The organism is Pseudomonas fragi (assembly GCF_025426255.1).
Taxonomy (GTDB): domain Bacteria; phylum Pseudomonadota; class Gammaproteobacteria; order Pseudomonadales; family Pseudomonadaceae; genus Aquipseudomonas; species Aquipseudomonas kulmbachensis.
On sequence record NZ_CP104861.1, the window covers coordinates 2,864,542 to 2,880,294 of the forward strand.

15 protein-coding genes are annotated in these 15,753 nt (G+C 58.6%); 5 read left to right on the top strand and 10 right to left on the bottom strand.

The window, feature by feature from the left end:
* Positions 1-7: 7 nt before the first annotated feature.
* The 5 genes from N7D90_RS13090 to N7D90_RS13110 all read right to left on the bottom strand — a co-directional run bounded on the left by N7D90_RS13090 (position 8) and on the right by N7D90_RS13110 (position 4,015).
* Positions 8-838, bottom strand: a complete 831-nt coding sequence (locus N7D90_RS13090; RefSeq protein ID WP_261738417.1) for a DUF2797 domain-containing protein — start codon at positions 836-838, stop codon at positions 8-10.
* Positions 835-1,095, bottom strand: a complete 261-nt coding sequence (locus N7D90_RS13095; protein ID WP_261738418.1) for a YeaC family protein — start codon at positions 1,093-1,095, stop codon at positions 835-837. Before N7D90_RS13095 ends, N7D90_RS13090 begins: the two co-directional genes overlap by 4 nt.
* A 183-nt stretch (positions 1,096-1,278) precedes the next feature.
* On the bottom strand, positions 1,279-2,157 hold the full coding sequence (locus N7D90_RS13100; protein ID WP_261738419.1) for a rhomboid family intramembrane serine protease: 879 nt from the start codon (positions 2,155-2,157) through the stop codon (positions 1,279-1,281).
* Complete coding sequence (locus N7D90_RS13105; protein ID WP_261738420.1) at positions 2,154-3,125, bottom strand: metallophosphoesterase; 972 nt, start codon at positions 3,123-3,125, stop codon at positions 2,154-2,156. The genes N7D90_RS13100 and N7D90_RS13105 overlap by 4 nt, the downstream gene beginning before the upstream one ends.
* Positions 3,125-4,015, bottom strand: coding sequence for an NAD(+) kinase (locus tag N7D90_RS13110; protein WP_095000386.1), 891 nt, complete (start codon positions 4,013-4,015; stop codon positions 3,125-3,127). The genes N7D90_RS13105 and N7D90_RS13110 overlap by 1 nt, the downstream gene beginning before the upstream one ends.
* 101 nt (positions 4,016-4,116) lie before the next feature.
* Between N7D90_RS13110 and N7D90_RS13115 the strand changes: the two genes are divergently transcribed.
* Together N7D90_RS13115 and N7D90_RS13120 are read left to right on the top strand one after the other, a co-directional pair.
* Positions 4,117-5,073 carry a DUF1853 family protein gene (locus N7D90_RS13115; RefSeq protein ID WP_261738421.1) on the top strand — a complete coding sequence of 319 codons (957 nt, stop codon included), beginning with the start codon at positions 4,117-4,119 and terminating at the stop codon, positions 5,071-5,073.
* Positions 5,074-5,168: 95 nt separating this feature from the next.
* Positions 5,169-5,717, top strand: coding sequence for a cytochrome b (locus tag N7D90_RS13120; RefSeq protein ID WP_261738422.1), 549 nt, complete (start codon positions 5,169-5,171; stop codon positions 5,715-5,717).
* A gap of 18 nt (positions 5,718-5,735) precedes the next feature.
* On the opposite strand, the gene N7D90_RS13125 is transcribed toward N7D90_RS13120, so the two are convergent.
* Positions 5,736-6,653, bottom strand: coding sequence for a 1-aminocyclopropane-1-carboxylate deaminase/D-cysteine desulfhydrase (locus tag N7D90_RS13125; RefSeq protein WP_261738423.1), 918 nt, complete (start codon positions 6,651-6,653; stop codon positions 5,736-5,738).
* Between the two features lie 169 nt (positions 6,654-6,822).
* Between N7D90_RS13125 and mrdA the strand changes: the two genes are divergently transcribed.
* Entirely contained in the window at positions 6,823-8,718 is a 1,896-nt protein-coding gene (gene mrdA, locus N7D90_RS13130) for a penicillin-binding protein 2 (protein WP_261742438.1), read from the top strand.
* Positions 8,719-8,836: 118 nt separating this feature from the next.
* Here the strand turns inward: mrdA and N7D90_RS13135 are convergent, their stop codons facing one another.
* On the bottom strand, positions 8,837-10,870 hold the full coding sequence (locus N7D90_RS13135; RefSeq protein WP_261738424.1) for a c-type cytochrome: 2,034 nt from the start codon (positions 10,868-10,870) through the stop codon (positions 8,837-8,839).
* Positions 10,871-11,137: 267 nt separating this feature from the next.
* On the opposite strand from N7D90_RS13135, the gene tauA reads away from it, so the two are divergent.
* Together tauA and N7D90_RS13145 are read left to right on the top strand one after the other, a co-directional pair.
* A complete protein-coding gene (gene tauA / locus N7D90_RS13140; protein ID WP_261738425.1) occupies positions 11,138-12,112 on the top strand; it encodes a taurine ABC transporter substrate-binding protein in 975 nt (324 codons plus the stop codon).
* A gap of 204 nt (positions 12,113-12,316) precedes the next feature.
* The gene (locus N7D90_RS13145; RefSeq protein WP_261738426.1) at positions 12,317-12,754 is read left to right on the top strand and encodes a YqaA family protein; all 438 of its coding nucleotides are present in this window, start codon (positions 12,317-12,319) and stop codon (positions 12,752-12,754) included.
* 20 nt (positions 12,755-12,774) lie between these two features.
* Here N7D90_RS13145 and N7D90_RS13150 read toward each other — a convergent pair whose 3' ends face one another.
* The 3 genes from N7D90_RS13150 to N7D90_RS13160 all read right to left on the bottom strand — a co-directional run bounded on the left by N7D90_RS13150 (position 12,775) and on the right by N7D90_RS13160 (position 15,753).
* Positions 12,775-13,761 (bottom strand): hypothetical protein, encoded by a 987-nt coding sequence (locus tag N7D90_RS13150; protein WP_261738427.1) that lies wholly within the window; start codon positions 13,759-13,761, stop codon positions 12,775-12,777.
* Between the two features lie 246 nt (positions 13,762-14,007).
* The gene (locus N7D90_RS13155) at positions 14,008-14,874 is read right to left on the bottom strand and encodes an ABC transporter permease (RefSeq protein WP_261738428.1); all 867 of its coding nucleotides are present in this window, start codon (positions 14,872-14,874) and stop codon (positions 14,008-14,010) included.
* A gap of 18 nt (positions 14,875-14,892) precedes the next feature.
* A complete protein-coding gene (locus N7D90_RS13160; RefSeq protein WP_261738429.1) occupies positions 14,893-15,753 on the bottom strand; it encodes an ABC transporter ATP-binding protein in 861 nt (286 codons plus the stop codon).

Genomic DNA, 15,753 nt, shown 5'->3' on the forward strand with positions numbered 1-15,753 from the left:
AGTCCTTTTACTGATGCACGGCCATCTGGTAGGCCGTGTATTTGCGGATATTGATAACGCCGGTGTCAAAGATCAGGTACTGGCCCTTGATCCCCATCAGCGTGCCTTCAACGATCGGATCTTTATCCAGATTAAAGCTGACGATCTTGCTCGGGTACTGCTCGACCGGGTAGCGAATCTCGATGGGCTCGACCTCATGCAGCGGCTGGACCGCTTGCAGGCCAAAACGCTCCTGCAGGGTTTGCATGCCTTCGGCGCAGCTCTCGAACAGTTGTGCACGCACCGCGGCGAGGTCCACAGGCGCAGCGTCGCCCTTGAGCAGTGCACGCCAGTTGGTGCGGTCGGCCACTTGCGTGCGGAACAGGTCTTCAACAAACCCCGATTGCTGACGGGTTGCCACCCGCACAATCGGCAGTGCCTGACTGGCACCCTGATCCAGCCAGCGCGTGGGTAACTGCGTGGCACGAGTGATACCGACCTTGACCCCGGAGGAGTTGGCCAGATACACCACGTGATCAGTCATGCAGAACTGCTCGCCCCACGACGGATCACGGCAAGTGCCTGCGTCGTAATGGCAACGCTCCGGGCTCATGATGCAGACATCGCATTGCGCCAGCTTGGTCATGCACGGGTAGCAGTAGCCCTGACTGAAGCTTTTTTTGGTTTTGCGCCCGCAGTGGGAGCAGTTGATCTGCCCCAGGTATTCGAGACGCAGTTTGGTGCCGATCAAGGGATTGACCGGCACCTCGGTATCGCCCAAACGAAACGCATATTGAACGGTCGGCGTTTCAAGGCTTGCCGACATTTTGCTGATTGCACCGCGACCAATCTCAATCAATGGATAGCATCCGATTTGAACAGGATGTTCGGCACTGGCGCCGATTTGGAGCTGCACTCTTGCGGCCCCATGTAACCGGTGCGCTGGTCTTCAGGCAGGTTTTGCACTTCCCAGGCAATCATCGCTTGCAGCGACAGTTCGCGTTGTTCGGCAGTCAGCTTATTGCCATCAGCCCATTTACCGATTTCCACGGCCAGTTTCAGGCTCTGATAAATATCGGGGGTGATGTTTTGAATCATTTCGTTGAAAGAGGACATGGTTCTGTTTCCACTCTTGAATAATTTGAGGTGTAAGGCTTATCGCAAATCCATTCGTAGCAGCTGCCGAAGGCTGCGTTCGATTGCGAAGCGATCGTAAAACCTGAAAACCGGATTCAACAGGTATAACGCAGTGCCTGATTTTACGACGACTGCGTCGCCGAACGCAGCCTTCGGCAGCTGCTACGGGTGCATAGCAAGCTTACGCCGCGCCCACAGACCGCCCAGTAAACCGGTCAGGCAACCGATCAGCAAGCCGCCCACATGGGCCGCGTTGGCAATCTGGCCAAAGCCGATCATCGACACCAGCCCGGACATGCACAGTGCCAGCCACACCAGCATCATCACCAATACCCCGCGAGGCAGGTGGTACATTGGGTTTGGCGCCATCATCTGGTAAATCCAGACATGCCCCAACAACCCGTACAACACACCCGACAACCCGCCGAACAGGCTCGGCCCGCCAAACAGGTATTGGGCGAAGTTGGACACCAGGCTAAACAGCAGGCTCAGGCCGATCAGGTTGATACTGCCCTGGCGCATTTCAATGCGCCGTCCCAGCTCCCAGTACCACATGCCGTTCATGGCGATGTGCAGAAAGCCGAAGTGAATCAGCATCGGGGTAACCAGTCGCCACCACTGCCCCGACGCCAGGCTGTCGGACAACGGCACAAATGTTATGTACTGCCCTTGAATACTGAAATCGACGAAGGTCAGCGCGCTCAGGGTCGACAAGTTGTCACCCAGTTGCGTCACGGCCGCCACGATCACGCACAACAGCAACACGATTGCGGTAGCCGGGCTGTCGCGCAGTTGCTGGGCGAAGCCGGGCCGGGTCATCGCAGGTGGCCGCTCAACAATAGGCAACTCATGCTCGGGATCACCCGCCGGGAAGCGCTGATACAAACTGCGCACATCGTCAGCAATAGTTTCGGGGGCCCACAGCACCTGCTCGCCAGCCTCTTCACTGACCCGATGCGGCACCTGCATGCGCCTGAGCAGACCAACAAAAGCGCTGAGATCAACAGACAGCGGCAAACGTAAAACAGCTACAACACTCATTGAATGGCCTCAGGGCGATCTACGTCTACCCATACAAATTTGTTCGGATCCAGCCGGGTTTCCTGATCCAGACGATAAGCCACCAGCTTGCCGTACAACACCGCGCTGTAATCCAGGCACGCCAGGTTTGGCCGGATCGGCGCGGGTTGGCCACTGCGCCAGTAATGCCCGACAAACAACAGCGGCTCATCACTGCCGTAGCGTAACAAGGCACCTTTTTCCGTGGAGGACAGGGGCTGCTGCGCTACCCGCTCGGGCAAAGCATCAGGCTGGAACACGATATCGCCGTAGGTCTTGGGGTCGTCTTCCCAGAATTTGGTGCGAAAGAACGCCCGCGTCAGGCCGTCGCCACCGGTCAGGGTCATGCCGCCTGGCAGACGCATGTCGGTGCCGCGCAACAGTCGATTGAAGCTGAGGTTGGCAAAACTATCGGGCTCTGCCGCCGCCTGCAAGAACGCCTCGTCGATACAGCCGTCGGGGTATTGCGCACGCAAGGTACTGATCACCTCGGCATCCCAGCAGGCATGGACCACCCGGAAGCGCCCTGCGTCGACAAACAGCGGCATGTCGTAAAACCACTGCACGAATTCGCGCCATTCAACGGGGTACTTGTCGAACTGCTCAAGGGTTTCATGAATCAGACGGGCATGCCGTGCTGTGTGCTCACGCACAAATTGCTTGCCACTGCTGACCGGTGCGGGGGTGCACCAGCCCAGCGCGTTGAATTCATGGTTGCCCATCAGGCACAGGGCCTGACCGGCGCGAACCATGTCGTAAACAATATGCAGCGACTCGCGAATCCGCGGGCCGCGATCAATGATGTCACCCAGGAACACCGCTATCCGTTGCGGGTGTCGCCAGATACCGGCGAGTTTGCGATAGCCCAGACGCTCCAGCAGGTGCTCAAGAGTATGAGCACAGCCATGCACGTCACCGATCAGATCGTAACTGCGCGCTGGATCGAGCATCAGTCAGCCCTACCGCCCAGTCGGCTACCCCAGCCAAGCTTGGTCCGACACACTTCATAGTAGTTGTGGTCCAACGGGTGGATCAGGCGCAGCTTTTGCGCTTTTTTGCTGACGTTAATAGTATCGCCAGGTGCACAGGTGAAATGGTTCTGACCATCGCATGAGACTTGCGGGTAGATCTGCATGTCCTTGGCCACCACGATTTTAAGCTCGCTGTTGCCATCGACCACAATCGGGCGACTGCTGAGGGTATGCGGGTACATTGGCACAATTACGATTGCGTCGAGCTTGGGGTGCATGATCGGGCCACCCGCTGACATCGCGTAGGCCGTGGAGCCGGTGGGCGTTGCCACGATCAGGCCATCGGCCTTTTGGCTGCACACGAACTGACCGTCGATATGCAGTTCGAACTCGATCATGCGCGTGGACTTGCCGGGGTGCAGCACCACGTCATTCAGGGCGTCGCCCTGGCCAATGGCCTCGCCGTGACGGCGGACTTCGGCTTGCAGCAGAAAACGGTTTTCAACCAGGTAGTGGCCGTCGAGCACCTCGGCCACCTTGACTTCCAGCTCATCGGGGCGGATGTCGGTCAAGAAGCCCAGGCTGCCACGGTTGATGCCCAGTACCGGGACATTGTGCCGGGCCAGTGCCCGCGCGGCGCCAAGCAAACTGCCATCGCCGCCGACCACTATCACCATGTCGCACACTTCACCGAGCATTTTACGCGACGAGGTTTGCAGACCATGACCGGGCAACACCTCGGCGATGGTGTCTTCAAGGATCACGTGCATGTGCCGCTCAAGCAGGAATTTTTTCAGTCGGCGAACCGTGTCGAGCACTTGCGAGCTGCCCAGACGACCTATGATGCCGATATTGCGAAATTGCTCCATGGGGCTCCTGCGGGATTCAATACGTGCGAAAACAACGATTATGGGCGAAAGACCACGATAGACAAAACCCTTTCAGCCCTCAGGACAGCTATGCTCGGACAATGACCCTCTTCCCCGACTTGCTCAACCTGCCCCGCCAACTGCGCCACCCTGCGGTGCGCGATCTGGCGTGGGTGATTCTCGCCCCGCCGATGCTGATCCAGACACCCTGGCCACAACGCCATCCGTTGGCGGGCAGTGACTGGGTCCAGGCTCCGGAACAACTGGAACGCTGGTTGCGTGAACTGGATCAGCACAGTGAGCCCCTCCAGCACTGGCTCGAACTGGCCACTACCCGGCGGCTGGGGCGCTATTACGAACGGTTGTGGCAATTTGCCGTGCAGCACGCCCCCGGCGTTGAATTGGTGGCCGCCAACCTGCCGATCCGCCTGGGCGGGCATACACTGGGCGAACTCGACTTATTGCTGCGTGACCGCGAAGGCGTGCATCACCTGGAACTGGCGATCAAGCTCTACCTCGGTCCTCAGGACGGTGACGGCACGGACCCTGCGCAATGGCTCGGCCCCGGCAGCAATGACCGGCTGGACCGCAAACTCAAGCACTTCAGCCAACATCAGTTACCCATGTCGGGCCGCCCCGAAAGCCGCGAAATCCTCGCCAGCCTGGATATCCAGACGTTCAGCGCGCACTTGTGGCTCGGTGGTTACTTGCTGTACCCGTGGCCCGGTGAGGCCAGCTCACCTGCCGGGGCCAACCCGCAGCACCTGCGTGGGCGCTGGCTGCATCAGCGCGACTGGCCAGCGTTTGCCCGCCAGAGCCCTGCCGGCTGCTGGCAACCCCTGCCCCGACATGCCTGGCTCGCCCCGGCGCACTATGGCCCTGAAGGTATATGGACTGCACAACAGCTGGACATCTGGCTGACAGAACTGCACCCCCAGGCCCCAGCGCAACTGCTGGTGCGCCTGAGTGAAAATGAAGACGGTGACTGGGAAGAAGCCGAACGCTTGTTTTTAGTCTCTGATTTTTGGCCAAATGTGCCGGGAACCCCCGAAAGCTGACACATCTCAAGTGCAAAATTGCCCAACGCGCTTAAAGTAACAGCACTCCGTCAAACAAGAATGGAGGCTTCAGACCTGAACTGTGAGGAAACACCATGTCCTGGAAAAGCACCGCCCAACATTACAGCCGAATGTCCATCGCCCTGCACTGGCTTATGGTGCTGTTGTTTGTACTGATTTATGCGTCAATCGAATTTCGCGGCATCTTCCCCAAAGACAGCGACGGCCGCAACCTGATGAAGGACGCGCACTTTATGCTCGGGCTGACGGTGTTTGCGCTGGTCTGGCTGCGACTGCTGGCCCGAACGCTGGGTGCAGCGCCGAAAATCACGCCAACCCCGCCTGCCTGGCAAACAGCCCTTGCCACGTTGATGCACTGGGCGTTGTACGTGTTCATGATCGCCATGCCGGTATTGGGCTATCTGGTATTGAGCTACAACGACAAGCCAGTGTACTTCTACGGCTTCGACATCCTGCCGCTGACCGCCAAAGACCCAGACTTCGCCAAGCAAATCAAAAGCTGGCACGAACTGGGCGGCACCATCGGCTATTGGCTGATCGGCTTGCACGCCGTAGCAGGGCTGGCGCACCACTATTTGATCAAGGACAACACCCTGTTGCGCATGCTGCCTAAACGCGGCTAAACCCACCCCCCCCTTTTTTTAAACTACAAACCCCCGGCGGCCTTGCAAGCCGCCGGTGTGGACGAATACCAGACGTTTGCCCCGTGTAATACTCCCCTCTTTCACCGCTTGCTCAAGCGCCATTAATGCCTTGGCTGTATACAGCGGCTCCAATGGCACACCACTGGCCGTTTCACTGGCCTGAATAAACCCCAGTAATGCCGGATCGACCTTGGCAAAACCGCCACGGCTGGCATCGATCAGCTCGAAATTGCGTTCGTTGTGCCCTGCCGTCTGCAAGATCGCCGCCACCTGCGGGGCCACGCCGTGATCCGTCGGCACTGCCAGCGCGCCATAAACCCTGCGCTCCCCCCCCTCGCCCAACACCAGCCCGGCCAGGGTTGTGCCAGTACCTGCCGCCAACCACCAGCCGTCGTAATCATCCCAGCCCACATCCACCAGTTGCTCACGCAGCATAGCCACCAGCGGCACACAGCCCAGTGCACCCTCCAAGCCACCACCGCCTTCCGGAACCTGCTGCAAACCCGGATACAAGTCTTGCCAGGGCTGCCAGAAATCGGGCTCATGGCGCGCCCGGTAACCAGCAAAGCCCAGCCAGTGCAACTGCATGCCATAGCGTTCAAGGTCCAGCGTAGTGGGGGTTTGCTGCACATGGCCGCGCAATAGCCCCACCGTGGCAAAGCCAAAACGCTTGCCGGCTGCCGCCAGGGCATGCAAATGGTTGGAGTGGGCACCGCCCAAGCTGATCAGCCCCTCAGCCCCCGCCTCCTGGGCCGCACGTAAATGCTCGGTCAGCTTGAACCACTTGTTGCCGCTGATCAGCGGATCAATCAAGTCCAGGCGCAGCACTGCCACCTCCACCCCGGCCTGTTGCAGCCAGTCAAGATGCAAACGCTGCAAGGGTGCATGGGGGTGCCAGTCGATCAAGGGCAGCATGGGAAGGCTCAATTGGAAAAAGAGCGAGTTTACAGCAGCCTGTCGATTTTCATGTTCAGGGTGCCCAATAACCTGACTCGACTGCAGGCTTCTTGGTAAGGTGTGCGCCGAATTTCGTAGCCTCGCTGTGGCTGCTGCTATCTGTTTAATGACGCGAGACCATCCGACCATGCCCGAGCCGATCCCCCTTAAAGATCACGAAAGCGAAAAACGCCTGGTCAATAAAAGACTTATCGCGTGCGCCGGGCTGGTGCTGGCGATCAGCTGCGCGCTGATCGGGCGTATGTATTTTCTGCAAGTCACCGAGTTCGATTACAACTCGACGGTGTCCGAGAACAATCGGGTGCATGTGCTGCCGATCCCGCCTGAACGCGGTTTTATCTACGACCGCAACGGCGTACTGCTGGCCGACAACCAGCCCAGTTTCAATATGACTATCACCCGCGAACGGGCCGGCGATACCGCCAAGGTGCTGGACTCGGTGATGAGCATTCTGCATTTGCCTGAAGAAGACCGCGCGGTGTTTGCCAAAGCCATGAAGCAGGCGCGCCACCCGTTTGACCCCTCGACTCTGCTGTACGAGCTGAGTGAGGAGCAAATCGCCCTGCTGGCGGTCAATCAGTTCCGCCTGCCGGGCATTGATGTCGAGGCGCAGTTCGTACGCCATTACCCGCAGGGCGATCACTTTGCCCATTCGGTCGGTTATGTTGGCCGGATCAACGAGAAAGAAGCCAAACAGCTGGATCCCACCCAATACCGCGGCACGCAGTCGATAGGCAAAACCGGCATCGAACGTTTTTATGAAAACGAATTGCACGGCAAGGTCGGTTTTGAAGAAGTCGAAACCAACGCCCAGGGCCGGGTCATGCGCGTGCTGCGTCACACCGATGCGGTAGCGGGTAAAAACATCGTCCTGAGCCTGGACATCAAGCTCCAGGAAGCCGCCGAAGATGCACTCGGAGACCGTCGCGGCTCGATCATCGCCCTGGACCCGAAAACCGGCGAAGTGTTGGCCATGGTCAGCAAACCCAGCTTTGACCCTAACCTGTTCGTGACCGGTATTAGCTCAAAAGACTACTCCGGGCTGCGTGATTCCATTGACAAGCCACTGTTCAACCGAGCGTTGCGCGGACTGTATGCGCCGGGTTCGACAATCAAGCCCGAAGTGGCGATTGCAGGTCTGGACAGCGGCGTGATTTCGGCCTCGACCAGGGTGTTCGACCCCGGCTATTTCCAACTGCCGAACGTCGACCACAAATACCGCAACTGGAACCACAGCGGCGACGGCTGGGTGGACTTGAACGCTGCCATCATGCGCTCCAACGACACCTACTTTTATGACCTTGCATCCAAGCTGGGCATTGACCGCATGCACGACTACATGGCGGAGTTCGGGTTGGGGCAAAAGGTGTCGCTGGACATGTTCGAAGAGTCGTCAGGTTTGATGCCGTCCCGCGAGTGGAAGCGCAGTACCCGCCGCCAAGCCTGGTTCCCGGGCGAGACGGTGATTTTGGGGATTGGCCAGGGCTACATGCAGGTCACCCCGCTGCAACTGGCGCAAGCCACGGCACTGATTGCCAACAAAGGGGTATGGAACCGTCCGCACCTGGCCAAAACCGTTGACGGAACGCCACCGGTGGATGAGCACCCGATTCCCAATCTGGTGCTGCGCGATCCGCGAGACTGGGATCAGGTCAACCACGCCATGCAACTGGTGATGCACGACCCGCGCGGCATTGCCCGGGCAGCGGCCCAGGGCGTGCAATACCGGATTGCCGGTAAAAGTGGTACTGCGCAGGTGGTGGCGATCAAGCAGGGCGAACGTTACAACCGCCTGAAAACCGCCGAGCGCAATCGCGACAACGCCCTGTTTGTCGGCTTCGCCCCTGCCGAAGACCCGCAGATTGTGATCTCGGTGATGATCGAAAACGGCGAAGCCGGTGGCCGGGTTGCAGGCCCGGTGGTGCGCAAAGTGATGGACGCCTGGCTGCTCGACAACCAGGGCGTGCTAAAACCACAGTACGCCAGCCCGCAGATCAAGGCACACACGACCCCGCACGTCTGAAGCTGCAACCGGGTTGACTGAATCGCGAGCAAGCCCGCTCCCACAGATTTTGCGTCGATCTTGTGGGAGCGGGCTTGCCCGCGATGGCATCAACTCAGTCTGGCTGGCACTTCACGGCTCAGTACCGCGCATCCACCGGCTTGCCGCCCTTCGGCCAGTCCTTGGCCTTATCGACAAAGTCAGGCCGTGGTTGATGCGAGAAGTACTCGGCCACATCCACCGCCTCCTGATCCGATAGTCCGCCCTGCCCCAACGGGAACTTCTCATGGAAGCCAATCGGCATATTGCGTTTGACGAACGCCGCCGCCGTGTAGGTGCGCGCCATGCCCGCGCCTATATTGAACGACTCATCACCCCACAACGGCGGATACACAAAGCTGCCATCGGCGTGCTTCAAGCCATCGCCGTTGTCACCGTGGCACACCGCGCATTGCTGCACATACACTGCCTTGCCGTTTACCGGATCGGGCTTGATGTTCGGATCAACCTTGCCCACACCCCTGCCCGCAACCTTGTCGCCAGCAACGGTATTCATTTTCATCCAGTCAAAGTACGCCACCATCGCTTGCATATCGGGCGAAGTCACCGGCAACGGCTTGCCATCCATCGAACGACGGAAGCAACCATTGATCCGCTCCTCCAGCGTCACCTCCTTGCCCGCACGGGGCGCATAGCTGGGGAAGAACGCCGACACGCCAACAAACGGCGAACCATCGGCCACGGTGCCCGCGTTCAAGTGACAACTGGTGCAGTTGAGCGCATTGCCAACGTTGTCCGGCAGCAATGCCTTGGTTTGCAGGTGCAAGCGCATGCCACGCACCACTTGATCGGCATTGGCTGCACTGAGCAGATTGGCCAGCCTCGGGGTGACAAAGGCTGTCTCGTCGATGGTCTGCGGGTTAAGTTGTTTGCGCATTTTGGCCACTTGCGCAGACTTGATCGCTGGGGCGTCATTACCCCAACTGCTGCGCACAAAACTCAGGATCTCGGCAATTTCATCATCCGCCAACCGCGCAAAGCCGGGCATGGTGTACACCCTTGGGTGCGCGGCCGTTTCCGGAGTTTCCCAGCCGGTCAGAGTGATATGCAGCAACGTGGTCGGATTAGCCGCCACGATCCCCGGGTTGCCGTTTAGCGGCGGGAAAATCCCCTTGACCCCACCGCCATCCGGGCGATGGCAGTCGGCGCAGAACTGGGTATATCCCAAACCACCCCGAGTACTGAACAAGGTGTCTGGCGCCCTGACCGGCCCGGTTGCAACGGCGGGCATCGGCAAATCATCCTTGCCCGGTGGCAGCGACTTCAGATAGCTGGCGATGGCGGTCAGATCCGCATCGGTGAAGTGCTGGGTGCTGTGGTGAATCACGTCGGCCATATTGCCCGAGACCGTGGCAAAGCGGTTTTGCCCGGTTTTGAGCAGTTGTACGGTGTCCTCCACTGTCCACAGATTGCGCAGGCTCAAGGCGCGCCACGCTTCAACGGTCTCACCCGCCAAGTAGTGCTTGCCGCTGCTGCCCGCATCACTCATGGCCTTTTCCTGGAAGGCTATCCCGCGAGGCGTGTGGCATGAGCCGCAATGCCCCAGCCCCTGCACCAGATAGGCGCCACGGTTGAGCTCGGGGCTCTTGGCCGGGTCGCCAACAAATGGCTGAGTGTCGACAAAGGCCCAGTTCCACAATGCCAGCCCCCAGCGCTGGTTAAACGGAAAGCCCATGTCTGCCTCAAGGTTGGTCTGTTTGACCGGGGTAACGCCTTGCGTCAGGTAGGCGTACAAGGCGCGCATATCGTCTTCGCTCATCTTGGCGTAAGACGGATACGGCATGGCCGGGTACAGGTTCTGCCCCGCAGGGGTGACCCCTTCACGCATGGCCCGGTCGAATTGCTCAAAGCTGTATTGACCGATGCCGGTCTCGGGGTCCGGCGTGATATTGCTCGAATAAATCGTGCCCATCGGCGTTTTCAGCTCCAGGCCACCGGCCATCACCGCACCGCCCTTGGCGGTGTGGCAGGCAATACAGTCGCCAAGCTGGGCCACGTACTGACCGCGTTGAATCAGGGGGTTGGTTGCCGTTGTCGGCTCACCGGCCTGCACATGGGCTGTGCAAAGCAACATCAGGCCGGTAAACGCCAGACGAGGGAAGGTAGAAAGCATCGCGTTATTCCTTTAAGGCGTCGATCTGGGGTGGTCCCCTCGAAACGGGCCATGCTGGTTTTGTTATTGATTCCTCACACTGGGGTTGTACCGGCTTTTAAATGCACGGCGTTTGACCCCGGTCATGGGCGGCGCAACCAGACGGCGCAAGCGAGCGCTCTAAGCTAGTTCCAAAACGGTATTTTCGCCTTTTATTTAAAGCACTTAGATTCAGCAGACCGGACCACCGGACCTCGTCTTTCTACCTCATCAGAACAAGGTCCACCCATGTCCATGCGCACAGTTTTGATTGCTCTTTCCATCGCAGGGCTCAGCTTCGGCGCGCAGGCGGCTGATGTGACCATCGGCTATATCACCGGCATTGATCCCACCAAACTGGCCCAAGCCGAAGGCAGCTATGAAAAGGCCATTGGTGAAAAAATCGACTGGCGCCGCTTTGATTCAGGCCCGTCCGTGGTTGCAGCACTGGCTTCCGGTGATTTGCAAATCGGCAATCTGGGCTCAAGCCCCCTGGCTGCTGCGGCCTCGCGCAACGTGCCGTTGGTGACCTTTATCGTCACGGCGCAAATCAAGGGTTCCGAAGCGCTGGTAGTGCGTGATGGCAGCGGCATCAACGGCCCGCAGGACCTGATCGGCAAGACCATCGCCACGCCCTTTGTGTCTACTTCGCACTACAGCCTGCTGGGCGCGCTGAAACACTGGAACCTTACCCCGCAACAAGTGAAGGTGGTCAACCTCAGCCCCGCGCAAATCACCGCGGCCTGGAAGCGCGGTGATATCGACGGTGCGTTTACTTGGTCACCTGCGTTGGGGGAAATCCGCAAGACCGGAAAAATCCTCGCCGACGCAGGCCAGGTCAGCGAATGGGGCGCGCCGACCTTTGAAGTCTGGGTCGCCCGCAAGGATTTTGCCGATAAACACCCTGAGATAGTCGCGCAATTTGCCAAAGTCAGCCTCGACGCAATCGCCGACTACAATGCCCACCAGGCCGCCTGGACTGCAGATTCGGAACAAGTGCAGAAGATCGCCAAACTGACCGGTGCCAATGCCCAGGACATTCCCGAATTGCTGCACGGCGCGCACTTCCCTTCCGCCGCCGAGCAAAAATCGCCGCAGTTGCTGGGCGGCGGTACGACCAAGGATATCGCACGGACTGCCTTGTTCCTCAAGGATCAAGGCAAAATCGAAAGCGTACTGGCGGACTATTCACCCTATGTCAGCGACAAGTTTTTGCCTGAATAACCCGTTATGAGGAGCGTGGAGGAGCGACCCGGTAAACGCGTTAGATACTTCAAGTGTGGGAGAGAGCCTGCTCGCGCATGATCTTCGCGAGCAGGCTCGCTCCCACAAGGGGCCCACTTACATTGACAGCCATTGCGCGAGGCTGCGATAAGGACCGCCAGATTAATCCCACAAGGGTGGCGCCCATCATCTGCGCAATTTCGAGTGTTTGAGTTAACCAGCTATTTGGGTCTGTTCCTGGCCGCCTTCGGGGCCGCGTCGATACTGCCCATGCAGTCAGAAGCCGTACTGGTCGGCATGCTGTTGTCCGGCAAGTATGTGGCGCTGACATTGCTGGCAGTCGCCACTCTGGGCAATGTCCTGGGCTCGGTATTGAATTGGGTACTGGGCCGATCAGTCGAACGTTTTCGGCACAAACGCTGGTTCCCGGTCAGCGAGCAAAAACTCGACAAGGCGCAGCAGTTTTACCTGCGTTATGGCCGCTGGTCGCTGTTGCTGAGTTGGGTACCAATCATCGGCGACCCGATCACGGTCATCGCCGGAGTTATGCGCGAACCACTGTGGAGTTTCGTGCTGATCGTCACCCTGGCCAAGGGCGCGCGCTATCTGCTGCTGACAGGGCTAACCCTGGGCTGGGCGTAAACGCCCAGCCCGCAGGCAAGTTAAACCGGCTCTGCCGAAATGCGGCCGTCCATTACCGGCGGGTATTCGGGCAGCCAGGATAAGGGCGTCAATTGATTGTACTTTTGATAGAACGACGACTGAATTCGCGTACGAATCTGCTCCAGCTGCTCAATCAAACCCACCAGCGCCAGTTGCTGTGCAGCCAGGCGAACTTGATCATCGGCGGTGTCGATCTCGGATAGCTCAATGGGCTGCAGCGCAATGCTTTCATTGAAGTAAGCAGGCACTCGCCGACCATTGCGATGCAATTGGTTCTCGGCGCGATAGCATTGAACAAGCCCCGCCAAAATCATTTCCGCCTTGTTCAAACCACTGGCCCGCAACGATCTTACAGTGCGTTTTTCGTCCAGAACCGACTGGTAACTGACCAATTGTTGATTGCACGCCAATACATCCGATTCGAGCTTTTCCAGGAACTCTTGCTTGAGTGCCATAAGCTCATTGCGTACATCTGCAATTTCATCCTGATAGACACCCAACGCGTCATTACGGCGCTTTTGCTGCTTGAGCAATCCGGAGTGATTTTGTGCCTTGAAAGCACACAGTTCAGCCTCCTGCTCCCGCGCGCTGTACTCCAGGCGCTGCAGCCGTACAGCGTAGTCATTCAGAAGACTGTCTATGGCACGCTCAAACTCTTGATCAAACTGAGCGCAGCGGTCCACCGTACTGATGATATCCAGAGCACTTAGCTGATTCTGGATCGTGGCAATCCGCGAGTCGGCCCACGCCAGCACCTTGTTGCGCTCGGACTCAAGTGTGGTGCGGATACTCTCTTCGATGGCAGTCAACCGAGTGGCTTCTACCGCAGGGTAGCCCTGCTCACCGTGGCGGCTGGCTTGCTCAACAATATTGAGTTCGCGTTTGAGACTTTCAAACTCGGCCGGGATAAACACTGGATTGTCTGCACGCTCGCGGCTGCAATCAGCCTGCCCCAGAATATTCAACAGCTTTCTGAATAACTGCATGGCGTTCGCTCCGATAGAGAGGTAGTGATGCCAAATTGCTTAACTATACGCAACGGCAAGGTAGCACTTAGCCATCAACCTATCACACGTCTTTGAAAAAAAGATCTTTAAATTTCAAAACCGGTATTCAGACGGCGAATCGGTTTAACCCCAAGCGAGAGCCGAGGGTGCTCTGAGCTAAAGGTGAGGATAGCCATCAGGAGCGGTACGTCCAGTAATGCAAATACATACGGTTTCGTTGAGCAATCAGTGTTGCATGCCCCAGCGCTTCACCGTGACCCGCTCAAGTGTATCGAATACCAGGTTCTCCACCAGCAAACCGATCAGAATCACCACTGCCAACCCGGCAAACACTTTGTCGGTATACAACTCGTTGCGGTTCTGAAAGATGTACCAGCCCAGGCCGCCCTTGCCGCTGGTTGCGCCGAACACCAGCTCGGCGGCGATGAGCGTGCGCCAGGCGAATGCCCAGCCGATTTTGAGGCCTGCAAGGATTGAGGGTAACGCCGCCGGGATCAGGATCAACAGCACAAAGCGAATACCCTTCAAACCGTAGTTACGCCCGGCCATGCGCAAGGTTTGCGAAACCCCGAGAAATCCCGCATAGGTATTCAGGGCCAGGGCCCAGAGCACCGAATGCACCAGCACGAAAATCAGGCTGTTCTGCCCCAGCCCGAACCACAGCAGCGCCAATGGCAACAGGGCAATGGCCGGCAGCGGGTTGAACATCGAGGTCAGGGTGCTCAGCAGGTCACGGCCCAACTGGGTCGACACCGCCAGCGTGGTCAAGGCGAACGCCAGTGCGATACCGATCAGGTAACCCTTGAGCAGTACCACCAGGGAAATGCCGACTTTGTTCAGCAGTTCGCCGCTGATCAAACCGTCATACAGGGCGCTGGCGGTTTGCAAAAAAGTGGGCAGTAACAGGTCGTTGTTCTGGTAGCGCGCCACCAGCTCCCAGAGTACCGCGAGCACGATCAGAATCAGGCTTTTACGTAACCAGCCCTGCTGCCAGAGTCGCTGGCCGAGCGGTAATTCGCGTTCCACTGGCACTGTCAGCAGCGGTTCCAGAACGACTTCGTATTCCTGGCGTACAGATGATGATTGGCTCATCGGGCAATCCTCCACAGCTCAATAAGCGATACGAATATCGGCGAAGTTCAGCGCTTGTTCGCTGCTTGCAACGTCATTTTCATCAAACAGCAGCCGGTGGATGCGCCGCGCCGCCTGTTGGAACTCCGTACCGCCAAGGCTGTGCAGCCCGTATTGATGACTGTTGATTTCAGCGCGCACACGGCCCGGATGCGGCGACAGCAACAATATCCGGTTGCCGACCACCAGCGCCTCTTCGATGGAATGGGTGACAAACAGCAAGGTAAAACGTACTTCTTCCCAGAGCAGCAACAACTCCTCCTGCATCTTGCGCCGGGTCAGAGCATCGAGCGCGGCGAAAGGCTCGTCCATCAACAGGATTTTCGGCTGCATCGCCAAGGCTCGAGCGATTGCCACGCGAGCCTTCATGCCGCCGGACAAGGTATGTGGGTAAGCATCGGCAAACGCCGTCAAACCGACCTTGTCCAGATAGTGCAGCGCTCGCTCCTCGGCTTCGCGCCGAGGCAGGGTTCTGGAAGCCAGCAGCGGGAACATCACGTTTTGCTTGACCGTCTTCCAGGGCGGCAGTTGATCGAACTCCTGAAACACCACCATGCGATCCGGCCCCGGGGCGGTGACGGCTTGCTCCAGCAGGCGGATGTGTCCTTCGCAGGGCGAATGAAACCCGGCGACCGCCTTGAGCAGCGTTGACTTGCCGCAACCCGAAGGGCCAAGGAGGATAAAACGGTCAGCGGAGTCGATTTCGAAACTCACCTGATGGGTAGCCCGCACCACACGCTGCGGTGTGCGGTACTCGAGGCTGACCTGGTCGACCGACAACAGGGCCGGGCCTGTTGCGGTCAGGTGGCTGGCCGTGTGGCCTTGCACGGAAGCATTCAT

Bases quoted from the DNA above. Each gene is read 5' to 3' on its own strand.
- N7D90_RS13125 (WP_261738423.1), bottom strand. From the start codon at position 6,653: ATGCTGCCCTTGATCGACTGGCACCCCCATGCACCCTTGCAGCGTTTG.
- N7D90_RS13135 (WP_261738424.1), bottom strand. From the start codon at position 10,870: ATGCTTTCTACCTTCCCTCGTCTGGCGTTTACCGGCCTGATGTTGCTT.
- N7D90_RS13110 (WP_095000386.1), bottom strand. From the start codon at position 4,015: ATGGAGCAATTTCGCAATATCGGCATCATAGGTCGTCTGGGCAGCTCG.
- N7D90_RS13120 (WP_261738422.1), top strand. From the start codon at position 5,169: ATGTCCTGGAAAAGCACCGCCCAACATTACAGCCGAATGTCCATCGCC.
- N7D90_RS13150 (WP_261738427.1), bottom strand. From the start codon at position 13,761: ATGCAGTTATTCAGAAAGCTGTTGAATATTCTGGGGCAGGCTGATTGC.
- N7D90_RS13155 (WP_261738428.1), bottom strand. From the start codon at position 14,874: ATGAGCCAATCATCATCTGTACGCCAGGAATACGAAGTCGTTCTGGAA.
- N7D90_RS13160 (WP_261738429.1), bottom strand. From the start codon at position 15,753: ATGAATGCTTCCGTGCAAGGCCACACGGCCAGCCACCTGACCGCAACA.
- N7D90_RS13100 (WP_261738419.1), bottom strand. From the start codon at position 2,157: ATGAGTGTTGTAGCTGTTTTACGTTTGCCGCTGTCTGTTGATCTCAGC.
- N7D90_RS13105 (WP_261738420.1), bottom strand. From the start codon at position 3,125: ATGCTCGATCCAGCGCGCAGTTACGATCTGATCGGTGACGTGCATGGC.
- tauA (WP_261738425.1), top strand. From the start codon at position 11,138: ATGTCCATGCGCACAGTTTTGATTGCTCTTTCCATCGCAGGGCTCAGC.
- mrdA (WP_261742438.1), top strand. From the start codon at position 6,823: ATGCCCGAGCCGATCCCCCTTAAAGATCACGAAAGCGAAAAACGCCTG.
- N7D90_RS13095 (WP_261738418.1), bottom strand. From the start codon at position 1,095: ATGTCCTCTTTCAACGAAATGATTCAAAACATCACCCCCGATATTTAT.
- N7D90_RS13115 (WP_261738421.1), top strand. From the start codon at position 4,117: ATGACCCTCTTCCCCGACTTGCTCAACCTGCCCCGCCAACTGCGCCAC.